Annotated in this window: 11 protein-coding genes; 1 reads left to right on the forward strand and 10 read right to left on the reverse strand. The window is 71.2% G+C overall.

From position 1 onward, the window contains the following. Positions 1-125: 125 nt before the first annotated feature. Entirely contained in the window at positions 126-1,637 is a 1,512-nt protein-coding gene (locus AC07C1_RS34140) for an APC family permease (protein WP_478945458.1), read from the forward strand. A 32-nt stretch (positions 1,638-1,669) separates the two neighbouring features. On the opposite strand, the gene AC07C1_RS34145 is transcribed toward AC07C1_RS34140, so the two are convergent. The 10 genes from AC07C1_RS34145 to AC07C1_RS34190 form a co-directional block, all read right to left on the reverse strand. Next, the gene (locus AC07C1_RS34145) at positions 1,670-2,890 is read right to left on the reverse strand and encodes a cytochrome P450 (protein WP_478945460.1); all 1,221 of its coding nucleotides are present in this window, start codon (positions 2,888-2,890) and stop codon (positions 1,670-1,672) included. A gap of 9 nt (positions 2,891-2,899) precedes the next feature. Then, positions 2,900-3,436, reverse strand: coding sequence for a hypothetical protein (locus tag AC07C1_RS34150; RefSeq protein ID WP_478945461.1), 537 nt, complete (start codon positions 3,434-3,436; stop codon positions 2,900-2,902). Between the two features lie 71 nt (positions 3,437-3,507). Then, a complete protein-coding gene (locus AC07C1_RS34155; protein WP_478945463.1) occupies positions 3,508-3,969 on the reverse strand; it encodes a hypothetical protein in 462 nt (153 codons plus the stop codon). Between the two features lie 3 nt (positions 3,970-3,972). Further along, positions 3,973-4,449, reverse strand: coding sequence for a hypothetical protein (locus AC07C1_RS34160; RefSeq protein ID WP_478945465.1), 477 nt, complete (start codon positions 4,447-4,449; stop codon positions 3,973-3,975). Between the two features lie 15 nt (positions 4,450-4,464). Continuing rightward, positions 4,465-4,938, reverse strand: coding sequence for a hypothetical protein (locus AC07C1_RS34165; protein ID WP_478945467.1), 474 nt, complete (start codon positions 4,936-4,938; stop codon positions 4,465-4,467). 42 nt (positions 4,939-4,980) lie between these two features. Continuing rightward, positions 4,981-9,708 (reverse strand): DUF6531 domain-containing protein, encoded by a 4,728-nt coding sequence (locus AC07C1_RS34170; protein WP_478945469.1) that lies wholly within the window; start codon positions 9,706-9,708, stop codon positions 4,981-4,983. Between the two features lie 110 nt (positions 9,709-9,818). Beyond that, the gene (locus tag AC07C1_RS34175; RefSeq protein ID WP_478945470.1) at positions 9,819-10,487 is read right to left on the reverse strand and encodes a response regulator; all 669 of its coding nucleotides are present in this window, start codon (positions 10,485-10,487) and stop codon (positions 9,819-9,821) included. Continuing rightward, entirely contained in the window at positions 10,484-11,830 is a 1,347-nt protein-coding gene (locus tag AC07C1_RS34180) for a sensor histidine kinase (protein WP_478945471.1), read from the reverse strand. Before AC07C1_RS34180 ends, AC07C1_RS34175 begins: the two co-directional genes overlap by 4 nt. Before the next feature lie 109 nt (positions 11,831-11,939). Further along, positions 11,940-12,614, reverse strand: a complete 675-nt coding sequence (locus AC07C1_RS34185; protein ID WP_478945473.1) for a response regulator — start codon at positions 12,612-12,614, stop codon at positions 11,940-11,942. Next, complete coding sequence (locus tag AC07C1_RS34190; RefSeq protein ID WP_478945545.1) at positions 12,611-13,996, reverse strand: sensor histidine kinase; 1,386 nt, start codon at positions 13,994-13,996, stop codon at positions 12,611-12,613. The genes AC07C1_RS34185 and AC07C1_RS34190 overlap by 4 nt, the downstream gene beginning before the upstream one ends. Between the last annotated feature and the right edge of the window lie 56 nt (positions 13,997-14,052).

Here is a 14,052-nt window from a genome sequence, read left to right on the forward strand (position 1 = left end):
CAGCACGCACGGCCTCAATGGTCTGGTGACACACATTTAACCGTGCCGACCCCTTCCGTACCCCCTCCCTCATCCACCATCCTGCTCCATCAGACCCATGGACCGGACACGGAGGGGGCCACCCCATGGCAGTGGACGAGGGCGTCGCCCCGGCGGCGGAGACGGATGGCGACGGAACGATTCACCGACTGAAACCCAACGCCGTCGGCCTGCTCGGCGTGGTGTTCATGGCGGTCGCCACCGCCGCGCCGATCACCGCGATGACCGGCAACGTGCCGTTCATGGTGTCCTCCGGCAACGGCGTCGGGGCACCGGCGAGCTATCTCGTCGCAATGGTCGTGCTGGCAATCTTTTCCGTCGGTTTCACCTCGATGGCGCAGCACATCACCTCCACCGGCGCCTTCTACGGCTTCATCTCCCACGGCCTCGGCCGCACCGTGGGACTGGCGTCCGGACTGCTCGCCACCTTCGCCTACGTCGTCTTCGAGCCGGCGCTGATCGGCATCTTCTCCACCTTCGCGACGAACACGCTGAAGGACCAGACGGGACTCCACGTGCCCTGGTGGGCCTTCGCGGTCCTGATGCTCGCGATCAACGCCACCGGCACCTGGTTCGGGATCAGCGTCGCCGAGAAGCTGCTGGTGGCGCTGCTCGCGACGGAGGTCACCGTGCTGGCGGCCATGGCGGTGTCCGTGGCCTTCCACGGTGGCGGGCCGCACGGGTTCACCTTCGCGCCCGTCAACCCCGTCAACGCCTTCAAGGGCACCTCCGCCGGGCTCGGACTGTTCTTCGCCTTCTGGTCCTGGGTCGGCTTCGAGTCGACGGCGATGTACGGCGAGGAGTCCCGCGACCCGAAGAAGATCATCCCGAAGGCGACGATGATCAGCGTGCTCGGCGTCGGGGTCTTCTACGTCCTCGTCTCCTGGATGGCCATCACCGGCAACGGTGAGGCGGAGGCCGTGCAGGCCGCCTCGTCCGCCGATCCGCTCGCGCTGTTCTTCGGCCCCACCGAGCGCTACGTCGGCCACTGGGCGGTCGACGTCATGCAGTGGCTGATGATCACCGGCTCACTGGCCTGCGGGATGGCCTTCCACAACTGCGCCGCCCGCTATCTGTACGCGCTGGGGCGGGAGGGCGCCCTGCCGTCACTGAAGCACACCGTCGGGCGGACGCATGCCCGGCACGGCTCCCCGCACGTCGCCGGCCTGGTGCAGACCGGGGTCAGCGCGCTGCTGATCGGGGCGTTCTGGGCCGCGGACAAGGACCCGTACACCGGTACGTACGTCCTGCTCGCCATCCTCGGCACCATGGCGATCCTCGTCGTCCAGGCCGTGTGCTCCTTCGCGGTACTGGCGTACTTCCGCTCCCACCACCCCGAGAGCCGCCACTGGTTCCGCACCTTCACCGCGCCCCTGCTGGGCGGCGTCGCGATGCTCGCGGTGGTCGTGCTGCTGGTGTCCAACATGGGCGTGGCCGCCGGGCCCGAGTCCGGCTCCCTGGTGCTGAAGGCGACACCGTGGCTGGTGGCCCTGGTCGCGGCGGCCGGCCTCGGCTACGCCCAGTATCTCAAGCGCCGCTCCCCCGAGCGGTACGCCCTGCTCGGCCGGACGGTACTGGAGGAGACGAAGGAGCGCTGACGCTCCGCCGGGCGGCCGCCGTACGCGGCTCGTCACCTCACCTCGACGCGGAGTCCCTCCAGCCCGCGGATCACGAAGTTCGGCTTCCGTACCGGCTCCGCCGCCAGGGCGAGCGTCGGGGCCTTCTCCAGCAACGCCGACATCGAGGCGGCCAGTTCGATACGGGCGAGAGGGGCGCCGATGCAGTAGTGGATGCCCGCGCTGAAGGAGATGTGGGGGTTGTCCTCGCGGGTGAGGTCCAGGCGGGCGGGGCCGGTGAAGACGGACGGGTCGTGGTTGGCGGAGCCGAAGAGCATGGCGATCTCCGCGCCCCGGGGGATCGTCGTGCCGTCGATCTCGATGTCGTCCAGGACCCAGCGTTCGAAGAGCTGGAGCGGGGTGTCGTAGCGCATCAGCTCCTCGATCGCGGACGGGACCAGGGAGTGGTCGGCGCGCAGGGCCGCCAGCTGGCCGGGGTTGCGGAACAGCGCCCACCAGCCGTTCACCGTGGCGTTGACCGTGGCCTCGTGACCGGCGTTGAGGAGCAGGACGGCGGTGGAGATCATCTCCTGTTCCGTCAGCCGGTCGCCCTCGTCGTGGGCGGCGATCAGGCCGGAGACCAGGTCGTCGCGCGGCTCCTCGCGGCGTTCGGCGATCAGCTCACGCAGGTAGCCGGAGAACTCGACCGAGGCCCGCACCGCCCGCGCCGCCGTCTCCTCCGGCGGGTTCAGCTCGTACATCCCGCAGATGTCCGCCGACCAGGGCCTGAGCGGGGCCCGGTCCGCGTCCGGGATGCCCAGCATCTCGGCGATCACCGCCACCGGCAGCGGCTCCGCCACGTCGGTCAGCAGGTCCCCGCCCCCGTTGCGGACGAGGCCGGCCACCAGTTCGTCCGCCAGTCTCCGCACGTACGGCTTCAGCCGCTCCACCGTGCGCGGGGTGAACGCCTTCGACACCAGGCGCCGGATCCGGGTGTGGTCCGGCGGTTCCAGGTCGAGCATCCCGTGGTCGTTGAGCCTGTGGAACGGCTCGTGTTCCGGCGGGGGCGGGGTACGGCCGAACTCCTCGTGGGAGAAGCGGTGCTGGTAGGTGCGGCCCAGGCGGCGGTCCCGGAGCAGCGCCGAGACGTCCGCGTGGTGCGGGACCAGCCACTGGTCGGTCGGCTCGTACCGGATCACCCGGCCGCGCGCCCGCAGTTCGGCGTAGGCCGGGTAGGGGTCGGCGAGGAACGCCGGGTCCCAGGGGTCGAAAGCGAGGTCGGCAGTCCCTGACATGCGGGGACGCTAACGCGCCGACCCGCGGTCTGACCAGGGGTGGCCGCCCTCCGGCCACCGGCTGTCGTAACGGTGCTCGTAGTAGTCCTTCCCTCCGACGAGGACGGAGGTGACCGACAACGGCAGGCCCCCGGCGTCGCGGGGAACCTCCTGCGAGGTCTGCCGGGTGAAACCCAGCGACACGCCGGGGATCACCGGGTGTTCGGGCTGCGAGGTGTCGACCGTCCATCCCCGCGCGGCGGCGCGCCGGAAGAGTTCCGCCGCGGGAGTGCGGAACACGTCGTGCCCGTCGAGCAGGACCCGGGTACCGGACACCCGGCCCTCACCGGGCCACCACAGTTCGACGGCCGTGACCGTGCGGCCGCCCTCCAGCAGGGCCTGCACACCTACTCCGTCCAGGACCGAGGAGACTCTCGCCGAATCCCGTCCCGGCCGCCTGAGCACCCGGGGCTCGCCCCAGCCGGACACGGCCGCGACCACCTCGCCGAGCGTCATGCCCAGGAGGATCGGTGCGACTCCGCGAGGCGGGTCGAGTACCAAGTCCATGGCTGCCCTTCCGTTCCGGCCACGCCGCCCGACGTGCGGACGGGTCTCGGCGTCCATGTGCGACACCCGGTTCAGATGCGGTCCGCGACCAGCACGTAGTCGTAGTACAGGGGGTCGCCCTCCTCGTCCACCGGGTACTCGTGGCTGCTCTGGTTCGCGAGGATCACCTTGAGCTCCGGCAGGGCGTCGAAGCCGAGGTCGTTCTCCTCGATGGTGTGACCCCGCTCCGCCAGCTGTTCGAAGAGGTCCTCGCTCGGGGTGCGGAAGACGTCGAGCCCGTCCAGCAGCACCCGGACGTCGGCGTCCTCGTTCTGGAACCGGAACAGCTCCACCCCGCTCAGCGCACCCTTGGTGAACCCGAGCACGATGTCCATCCGGGCGTCGTCGTGGGTGAGAAGGATCTGCCCTGGGACCGCGTCGCTCGCGACGGTCCGGAAGGCACCCTCTTCATGAGCCACTGCTCGCGCCCCCTCGACGGACATGCCGAGCCGGAACGGCCCGGCACTCGTCCGCGGACGGATCTGCAGATCCATGGTTCAGGCGACCAACTCGGTGCTGACCAGGACGTAGTCGAAGTTGAGGGGATCCCCCTCCTCGTCGACGGTGTACTCGAAGGAGCTGTTGTTGGCGAAGGACATCCTCAGCTCGGGCAGGGCGTGAATGCCGAGGTCGTCGTCGTACGAGACGGAGTGACCACGCTCCTCGAGCTGCTCGACCAACTCCTCGCTGGGTGTGCGGAACACGTCCAGCTTGTCGAAGGTGACGTCGATGTCGGCCGCCTCGTCGCGGAAGCGCCACAGCTCCACGCTGGTGAGCGTGCCCGCTTCGGGGAACGACAGCACGTACTGGAACCCGGAGTCGTCCAGGTTCACCACGTACGTGCCCGGGGGACGCTCGGCCCCCGGCCGATGGCTGACGCGGCCCAGCGTCGGGGCGAGGCCCATCGCCTCGTCGAACGGCATACCGAACCGGAACGGCCCCACGCCGACGTGCGGCCGGATCTCCACGTCCATGTGCGAAGCTCCCGTTCAGATGCCGTCCGCGACCAGCACGTAGTCGTAGTACAGCGGGTCGCCCTCCTCGTCCACCGGATACTCGAAGCTGCTGTTGTTCGCGAAGCGCAGGCCGAGGTCCGTGACCTCCTCGAACCCGTGGTCGCTCTCGACGACCTCGTGCCCCCGCTCCTCCAGGATCTCCGGCAGATCGTCCGCCGGCGTGCGGAAGACGTCGATGCCCTCGAGGAGGAAGCGGATGTCGGCGGCCTCGTCGCGGAAACGCCACACCTCGATACCGGTCAGCCGCTCGTTCTCCTCGGACTCGAAGAGGAGCACGAACTCGAACCGAAACGCCTGGTTGACGACGACGTACTTGCCCGGCGGGCGCCCGCCTTCAGGGGAGTGTTCGACGCGCCCCCACCTCCGGGCCTCGGCCATCGCCTCGTCGAACGGCATACCGAGCCGGAACGAAGCGATACCGACACGCGGCAACAGTTCAACATCCATCCTTGCGCCTCCCTCTGGTGATCTCTTGTCGCGCCACTGGCATCATGCCAACAGGGCCGCTTCGTCGATCGTCCATCCGCGCTTGGCCAGCATGTCCTGAAGCGGCTTGTTGTGCTTCAGGCTCGCCACCATCTCCTTGATGTGCTGGTCGTACTGACCGGGGAACTTCGTCTTGATGTCGTCGATGTCCATGCGCATCGCCTCGGTGATGCGCCCCTGGTTGATCAGTGCCCGTTGCGTGGCGTGCCAGTTGGTCGCCGTTGTGCTGGACCCCGTGCTGCTGAGCTGACCGTGGTCGGACTTCTTCATGCGGATCGCCGGCCCGTTGTTGACCTTCTGTTTCCGGTGCGGCTTGTTCGCGATGTAGAAGCCCGGCTCGATGACGTCCTTCCACGCCGCCTTGGGCGGGATGTGGTTGACCTCCATCGCCTGGGGGTACTGCTTGCCGTTCGCCATCAGGTTCGCCGGCAGCAGTCCCCCGTACCACCCCGCCTCCTGCGTGCACCCCTTGGCGATCAGCCCCTCGGGGTCCATCCACGTGAACGGGTTGACGACGTACGCGGCGGGGTTGGGCGCGGGTACCAGGCCCAGCGGGTCGGACGACACGTAGCGGGCCGTCTCGGGGTCGTAGTGGCGGTTCAGGTTGTAGTGCAGGCCCGTCTCCGGGTCGGCGTACTGGCCGGGGAAGCGCAGCGGCGTGTGGGCCCGGGCGTCGCGGTTGCGGGCGGTGATGCCCCAGACCGTGGAGCGCTTGTGCCAGGCGATGTCGCCCTGTTCGCCGACGAGTTCGGTCGGGGTGCCGATGACGTCCGTGACGATGGCGAAGAACCGGCTGTCCACCTCCTGCTGCCCCGCGTCGTCCGGCAGCCTGCGCTCCAGCTGGGACATCGGCTGCGGACCCTCGTACTCCCAGGTCAGCGTCACACCGGTCGCGGTGTCCGTCTCCTCGGCCAGCTGGGTGCCGTCCCAGGCGAAACGCACCGTGGCCGCCACGCCGTGCCCGTCGGCCGCCATGCGGTGCTTGGCGGTGCGGCGGCCCAGCGCGTCGTAGGTGTAGCGCCACACGGTGCCGTCCGGGGTGGTGCAGGAGACCAGGCGGTCCTCGGCGTCCCAGGTGTAGCGCCAGGTGTCGGGCTTGCGGGACAGACGTCGCTTCTGCCGCAGCACGACCCGTCCGGCGTCGTCGTACTCGTAGCGCACACCGTCCGCGCCGACCAGCCGGGTCCCCTCATAGGTCCGCTCGCCGCGGCTCTCGGTGTGCCGGGCCTGGTCCGGCCAGTGGGCGGCGGTCTGGTTCCCGGTGGTGTCGTAGGCGTAGCGCTCCGACCAGTCGCCGGCGGTGACGCCGAGCGGGCGGCCCACCGGGTCGAGCTGGAACCGCCAGTCCACGCCGGCCTGCCGGTCCGTGATCCGCGTGAGGAAGCCGTCGGCGCGGTAGCCGTAGGAGCGGTCCCGGAGCGTGCCGCGGGGCGTGGCCAGCGACCGGGCCGAAAGACGGCCGATCGTGTCCCACTGCGAAGCGAGCGTCACCGGCGCGTGCGCGGGGCCCAGGGTGCGCCGTGTCTCGCGGCCCAGCTCGTCGCGGGCGAAGCCGAGCGCGTGGCCGGCGCAGTCGACCCGCACCCGGTTGCCCGCGGTGTCGTAGGCGTACGAGGTGGTGGCGCCGGTCGGTGTGGTGCGCGAGACCAGTTCGCCGTGCGGGTCGTAGCCGAACCGCATGCTGCGGCCGTCGACCGTCTCCGCGAGCAGCCGGCCCATGGCGTCGCGTTCCAAGGTGAGCGAGGAGGCCGGTGAGACGGCGGCGGTGAGCCGGTCACCGCTGTCGTAGCTGTAGCGGGTGAGCACGCCGTCGGCGTCCTTCTCCAGCACGTTGCCCACCGCGTCGAACGTGAAGCCGATGCGCTGCCCGAGCGGGGTCGTGCGGGCGACGAGGCGGCCCGCGGCGTCGTACTCATAGCGCGTGGTGCGCCCGTCGAAGTCGGTCTCGGACTCGGTCAGGCCCGACGGGCTGTACCGGTAACTCCACGTCCTGCCCTGCGGATCGAGCACCGCGCTGATCCGCAGCTCGGTGTCGTACGTGAACTCGTACCGGGCCCCGTCCTTGCCCGTGCGGGCGGCGAGCAGGTCGAACCACGTGTACTCGAAGCGGGTCACGCCGCCCAGCGGGTCGGTGTGGGTCAGGCAGTTGCCCTCCTCGTCGTACGTCCACTGCTCGCTCGCGCCGTCGGGTGCGGTGCGCCGGGTGAGCCAGCCGTCCGCCGTCCACTCCAGGCGGGTCACGGATCCGGCGGGGTCGACGGACTCGCGGGGCCGCCCGAAGGCGTCGCGGCGCACCGTGTACGTGGCGCCGTGCCCGTGGGAGACCGAGAGGACCAGGCCCGCCTGGTCGTTGACGCGCGTCTCCGTCTCGCCGGTCGGGAACGTGACCGTGGCCGGGGCACCCGCCGCGTCGTGGGTGATCGTCGTCGAGGTGCCGTCCGGCGCGATGACCGCGGTGCGGTTGCCCCGCTCGTCGAAGACGTTCCGCCACACGGTGCCGTCCGGGCCGGTGATCGTCTCCGGCAGGTGCAGCGCGTTGTACGTGGTCGAGGCCTGGCGTCCGTCCGGGTAGTGGACGGTCAGGAGGTTGCCCGCGTCGTCGTACGTGAAGCGGGAGGTGTGTCCCAGCTCGTCCGTGCGGGACAGCAGGTTGTCGTAGCGGTCCCACTCGAAGGACACGGTGTTGCCGAGCGGGTCGGTCTCGCTGAGCGTCTGGCCGAGCTGGTTGAAGCGGGTGACGGTGACCGCGCCGGTGGAGTCGGTGAAGCGGGTCTCGCGGGCGGCGGTGTCGTAGGCGAACCGTGAGGACAGCGCGCCGTCGGGGCCGATCGTCTCCACGACCCTGCCGGCCGCGTCGTACACATAGCCGTAGGTGTGGCCGTTGCGGTCGGTCCACGAGGTGACGCGGTGCTCGTCGTCGTAGGTGAACCGCAGGGGTACGCCGCGCGCGCCTGACACCCCCACCAGGTCGTCGGTCTCGTCGTACGCGAACGAGGCGACCCGGACCGGGCCTTCGGGGGTCTCCAGGTCGAGGGCCGTGACCCGGGCGAGATCGGTGTCCCGGGTGACGCGGACGCGGTAGCCGCCCTCGTGCAGGAGCGTCATGGGCAGGCCCTCGTCGTCGCGGACGAACTGCAGGCCGTTGCCGTTGCGGTCCTCGATGTCGCGCAGCCAGTACAGGCCGCCCGAGGAGTACGGATTGCCGGTGAAGCGGCGGATCAGGCCGGAGCGGACGTCGGTCGTGGCGTACGTGACCTCGCCCAGGGCCGATCGCTCGACGAAGGTGAGGGGGATGCGTTCGCCCTCCAGCGGCAGCACCTCCTCGTCCGCCTCGCGCGGCAGGTGCGGGTAGGCGAGCAGGGAGCCGTCGGGGCGGGCCCAGACCGCGCCGGTGCCGGTCAGCTCGAGCCGCTCGTCGAGGGTGGAGGCCCAGCTCGGCCCGAAGCAGTGGCCGTAGCGGTAGCCGGATATGTGGGTGCGCCGCACCACCAGCGGGAGCACGCCGGGCAGTGCCAGGTCCGTCTGGGAGAGCACCATCTCGCCGCTGGCGATGTCGACCGGGTCGGTCTTGCAGCGGCGCTGCGTCAGGGCGACGGCCTTCTCACGGGCGTTGTCCAGCGCCGTGCGCAACGACGCGGGGCGCTTTCGTCCGGGCCCGTCGGACCGTCCGTGCCCGCCGTCGCCGGCACCGCCCTTCTTGCCGCCGTTGATGGCGTTGACCCGGTCGCGGACGTCGAGGTCGATGCCCTTGTGCAGGCGGGAGGTGGCCTTGACCCGGTCCGGGAGGGTCTCGGTGACATGCTTGCTGATCTTGACGAGGGCCTTCTCGGAGCCCTTCAGGGCGCCTTCCAGAACGGATTCGAAGGCCTTGGTGAAGGGGTCCCTGCCGCGGGTGCGGCCGAAGGCGCCCTTGGCCTTCGTCAGCGAGCCCGAGGTGGACCGGTGCAGTTCGCCGCCGTGGAAGGAGACCTTGCCTGCGCCGTCCTCGAACTCGACGTGGTCGATGACGGTCCGCTTGCCCCCTCCGGCGCCGGCCCCGCCCCCGCCGCCACCGGCGGAGGCCAGCTGCATACCGCCGCCGTGCTTGCCCCCGCCGCCGGACCCGCCGGATCCTCCGGAGCCGCCCGGCCGGCCGCCACCAGGCTCGGGAGGCAGCGAGAAGGCGTCGTCCACCAGGTCGAAGACCATGTCCTCGACCATGGCCTCCAGCTTGGCGTTGACCGGCGCGGTCACCCGGGCCAGCAGTTCGTCCACGATCCGGTCGGCGGCCTCGTCGATGATCCGCTTGACCGCCTGCCGCATCGCCGCTGTCTCGGCGGCCCCGATCACCGCCGACAGGCCACCGGTGACGAAGGCCAGCCCCACCGAGATGCCCAACGAGGCGGCCATGGCGCCGAGTTCGATCTCGGCCTTCGTCTTCATCCCGAAGATGATGTCCGCGACCACGTCGCACGCGTCCGCGAACAGCCGCGCTATCTCCGGGACCTTCTCCAGGTGCCCCGCCTTGACGTGCGACCAGTGCTTCTCCATCGCATCGACGGCCCACCCCTCCGAGGAGGACAGGATGCGGGACACCGCCTGATGCGCGTCGCCGCCGTGACCCTCGAACTTGTCGGCGAAGTCCCGCATGGCGTCGGCCATGTCGCGGTAGTCGTCCTCGTCGACGTTCGGCCAGTTGATCCCGATGAAGTCCAGGATCTCATCGGCCCATCCGGGCAGAACGTAGCCCATCCCCCGTGCGCCTCCCCGTTACCTCGAACCCGTTCGCACATGCGATCTCACCGCATGAGTGGTCGAACACTATTCGGCAACGGGTACACCCGTGCAAGCCTGAGGTTCCGTCAGCCCGGCGTCACCAGCCGGGCCTCGTAGGCGAACACCGCCGCCTGGGTGCGGTCCCGGAGACCGAGTTTCACCAGGACCCGGCTCACATGGGTCTTGATCGTCGACTCCGCCACCACCAGCCGCCCGGCGATCTCCGCGTTCGACAGGCCCTGCGCGATCAGCACCAGCACCTCCGTCTCGCGTTCCGTCAGCTCCCCGTACGCCGCCCGCGCCGCCGCCGGCATCAGGCGCGGCGCCTCGGACAGCCGCGAGAACTCCACGATCAGCCGTTTGGTGACCGAGGGGGCGAGCAAGGCCTCGCCGGACGCCACCACCCGTACCCCGTCGGCCAGTTGACGGGCCGAGGCGTCTTTCAGCAGGAAGCCGGAGGCGCCCGCCCGCAGCGCCTGGTACACGTACTCGTCCAGGTCGAAGGTGGTCAGCACGAGCACCTTCGCCGCCGCGTCGGCGGCGACGATCTCGCGGGTCGCCTCGAGGCCGTTCAGCTCCGGCATGCGGATGTCCATCAGAACGACGTCCGGGGCCAGTTCCCGCACCCGCTCGACCGCCTCCCGGCCGTTGACGGCCTCGCCGACGACCTCGATGTCCGGCATCGCGTTCAGCAGGACCGAGAAGCCCTCCCGCACCATCATCTGGTCGTCCGCGATCAGTACGCGGATCGTCATGCGGTGTCCTCCGTCGCCGTGACCACCGGCAGGAACACGGTCACCTCGTATCCTCCGCCGGCCGTCGGGCCCGTCGTCATCTCACCGTCGAGCATCGAGACGCGCTCCCGCATGCCGGTGATGCCGTGCCCGGCACCCGGCGAGGGCTTCACCAGGGCCGGCGCGGGCGGCGGGCCGTTGACGACGCGCAGGCCCAGGCCGCCGAGGACGTACCCGATCTCCACCCGGGCGCCCGCCCCCGGCGCGTGCCGCAGCGTGTTGCTCAGCGCCTCCTGCACGATCCGGTACGCCGACAGCTCCACACCCTGCGGCAGTTCACGCACCGCGCCGGTCACCGCCTTCTCCACCTCGAGTCCGGCCTCCCGCACATTGGCGAGCAGCCCGTCCAGGTCGGCCAGGCTGGGCTGCGGGGCGTCCGGGGCCGCGTAGTCCTCCGCGCGGACGACCCCCAGGACCCGGCGCAGCTCGGTCAGGGCCGCCACCGCGTTCTCCCGGATGGTGGCGAACGCCTTCTCCAGCTCGGGCGGCGGGTTCTCCACCCGGTAGGGTGCGGCCTCCGCCTGGATGGCGACCACCGACATGTGGTGGGCGACCACGTCGTGCAGCTCGCGGGCGATGGTCGTGCGCTCCTCCAGCAGGGTGCGCCGGGAGCGCTCCACCGCGGTCACCGTCTGCTGGGCGGTCACCTCCTGCCGGGCCTCCCGCCGGGTGTGCCGGACGGTGACCACCAGCAGGATGAGCGCGGACAGGATCAGCATCGGGCCGACGTCCGTGTCGTAGTGCCCCCAGCCGAAGCCGGCCTCGGCCCAGAAGCCGTACACCGCGGTCAGTACCCACATCCAGGCGGCCGTACGCGGCCGGGTGCGTATCGCCACGACCGTGAGCACCACCAGGTGGGAGACGAAGCTGCTCGGCAGCCACGGCCAGCTGCCCCAGGAACTGCCGACGAGGGCGGTGGCCGTGGTCGCCGCGAACGACAGCCAGAACGCTCCCACCGGACGGACCAGGGTCAGCAGCACCGGGGCCAGCGCGAGCAGCGCGCACAGGACGGCGGACGTCGCGCCCATGTAGTTGCTCCCCAGCGCGACGAGCGCCGCCACCCCACCGGCGGCCGCCACCGTCGCGTGCGGGCCCCAGACCGCGTACTGCTTCATGCGGCCCGGCAGCAGACGGCCGAGCAGGCCGTCCCCGGCCGTGCGGGGCAGCGGGCGGTAGGCGAAGGCGTTCTGGAACAGGTCCTGCCGCAGCCCCCGCAGGGCGTCCGCGGCCAGCCGGAACTCGGGGCTGCGCGGCCTGCCCGCCGCCCCGGGCGGTGTCGTCTGCGTGTGCGTCGTGTCGGTCACGTACGAAACGGTAGGGCGCGGGCGGGGCGCGGTCGTCCCCTCGGAGAAGGGTCCTCGGGTGTCCCTCTCAGGTACTACGGGTCGTGCCCAGGGGTCGCAGCGGCGGGTCTCAGCGTCCGCCCGGGCGGACCAGGCCCGACTCGTAGGCGAACACGGCCGCCTGTGTACGGTCCCGCAGGCCCAGCTTCACCAGGATCCGGCCCACGTGCGTCTTCACGGTCTGCTCGGCCACGACCAGCCGCTCGGCTATCTCCGCGTTCGACAGACCCTGCGCGATCAGCGCCAGTACCTCCGTCTCCCGTTCCGTGAGGTCGCCGACGCGCTGCTTCAGCGGGGTCCGGGGGGTGCCGTCCAGGCGGGAGAACTCGGCGATGAGGCGGCGGGTGATGCCGGGGGCGAGCAGCGCGTCCCCGGCCGCCACCACCCGGACCGCCTCCGCGAGCTGGTCCGCCGAGGCGTCCTTGAGCAGGAACCCCGAGGCCCCGGCCCGCAGCGCCTCGTACACGTACTCGTCCAGGTCGAAGGTGGTCAGGACCAGGACCTTGATGCCCGGGTGGTCGGCGGTGATGCGGCGGGTCGCCTCGATGCCGCCCAGCTCGGGCATCCGGATGTCCATCAGGACCACGTCAGGGAGCAGTTCGGCGGTCCGTCCGATCGCGTCCCGGCCGTCCACCGCCTGTCCGATCACCTCGATGTCCGGCTTGGTGTTGAGCAGCACGGTGAAGCCCTGCCGGACCATCTGCTGGTCGTCGGCGATGAGTACGCGGATGGTGCCGCTCGTCATGGGGTCTGTTCTCCTGTCGGGGGCGGGGCGGGCGGCAGCGTGAGCGGGGTGCCGTCCCGGGGCAGGTAGGCCGAGACGGTGAAGCCCCCGGCCGGGGTCGCGGTCGCGGTGACGGTGCCGCCGAGCATCGTCGCGCGCTCCCGCATGCCGAGCAGCCCGTGTCCGGCGCCGGGGGAGGGCGGGACCGGGTGGCGCGGGCGGGTGTTGGTCACCGCCAGCCGCAGACCGTCCCGAAGGTGCGCGACCTCGACGCGCACCTGGGACCCCGGGGCGTGCCGCAGGGCGTTGCTCAGCGCCTCCTGCACGATCCGGTACGCCGACAGCTCCACCCCCGGAGCGTGGGGCCGCGCCCTGCCCCTGACCTCGGTGGTCACCTCCAGGCCCGCTGCCCGGGTGTTCTCGATCAGCGCGTCGAGCCGGTCGAGCGTGGGCTGGGGAGCGTCCGGGGCCGCTCCGGTGCCGGGATGGCCCAGGCCGTACGGGTCCTCGGGGTTCTCCGAACGCAGCACACCGAGCACCCGGCGCAGCTCGGTGAGCGCCTCCAGCGCGTTCTGCCGGATGCCGGCGAGGTTCTCGATCAGCTCTGGCGGCGGGTGCTCGACGAGGTGCGGGGCCACCTGCGCCTGGATGGAGATGACCGACATGTGGTGCGCGACCACGTCGTGCAGCTCCCGCGCGATACGGCTGCGCTCCTCCAGCAGGGTGCGGCGGGCCCGCTCCTCGGCGGTGAGGGTGGTCTGCTCGACGAGTTCGGCGCGCGCCTCGCGGCGGCCGCGCAGGGCGGTGCCGAGCAGCACGACGACCGCGGACAGTACGACCGCGACGACTCCGGTCGGCTGGTACTTCTCCCCGCCCCACACGCCCTCCAGGAGGTAGGTGAGCAGCGCGGTCAGGGCCAGCGCCTCGATCGACACCCGGGTGCGCACGCGCAGCGCGAGCAGCAGCAGGACGAGCAGGTGCGCGATGATGCCGGAAGCGGTCCAGGGCCAGGTGAACGTCTCCCCGGGTGCCATGGCGGGGCTGGGAGCGGTCCACGGCCAGGTGAACGTCTCCCCGGACACCATGGCCGGGCCTCCGTGGACCGCGACGGCGCCCACCACCGTCGCCGCCATGGACAGCCACCAGCCCGCGAGGGGACGCCACAGCGCGAGGACGACCGCGCCACCCTGCGCCAGGCCGATCAGGAAGGCCGGACCGCCACCGAGATGCCCCCCGTCCCCGAGCTGCGCCACACCGCCGAACGTGATCCCGAACGCGGCCAGGCACAGCAGGCCGTGCGGCAGCCAGCGCAGCCACACGGAGACGGGCAGCGGATCCTGGCGCAGGGACCACAGGTCGTCGCGCAGCACCCGCAGCCGGCGCCGGATCCAGCCCGCGAGCATCGCGAACACCCGGCGGCCCCCCGTTCCCGTCACGCGGACCACCCTAGACACGCCGG

It is taken from the genome of Streptomyces sp. NPDC045022, assembly GCF_056432605.1.

Excerpts from the sequence above, each read along its gene's own strand:
- AC07C1_RS34140 (WP_478945458.1), top strand. The coding sequence starts at position 126 with ATGGCAGTGGACGAGGGCGTCGCCCCGGCGGCGGAGACGGATGGCGAC.
- AC07C1_RS34145 (WP_478945460.1), bottom strand. The coding sequence starts at position 2,890 with ATGTCAGGGACTGCCGACCTCGCTTTCGACCCCTGGGACCCGGCGTTC.
- AC07C1_RS34150 (WP_478945461.1), bottom strand. The coding sequence starts at position 3,436 with ATGGACTTGGTACTCGACCCGCCTCGCGGAGTCGCACCGATCCTCCTG.
- AC07C1_RS34155 (WP_478945463.1), bottom strand. The coding sequence starts at position 3,969 with ATGGATCTGCAGATCCGTCCGCGGACGAGTGCCGGGCCGTTCCGGCTC.
- AC07C1_RS34160 (WP_478945465.1), bottom strand. The coding sequence starts at position 4,449 with ATGGACGTGGAGATCCGGCCGCACGTCGGCGTGGGGCCGTTCCGGTTC.
- AC07C1_RS34165 (WP_478945467.1), bottom strand. The coding sequence starts at position 4,938 with ATGGATGTTGAACTGTTGCCGCGTGTCGGTATCGCTTCGTTCCGGCTC.
- AC07C1_RS34170 (WP_478945469.1), bottom strand. The coding sequence starts at position 9,708 with ATGGGCTACGTTCTGCCCGGATGGGCCGATGAGATCCTGGACTTCATC.
- AC07C1_RS34175 (WP_478945470.1), bottom strand. The coding sequence starts at position 10,487 with ATGACGATCCGCGTACTGATCGCGGACGACCAGATGATGGTGCGGGAG.
- AC07C1_RS34185 (WP_478945473.1), bottom strand. The coding sequence starts at position 12,614 with ATGACGAGCGGCACCATCCGCGTACTCATCGCCGACGACCAGCAGATG.
- AC07C1_RS34190 (WP_478945545.1), bottom strand. The coding sequence starts at position 13,996 with ATGCTCGCGGGCTGGATCCGGCGCCGGCTGCGGGTGCTGCGCGACGAC.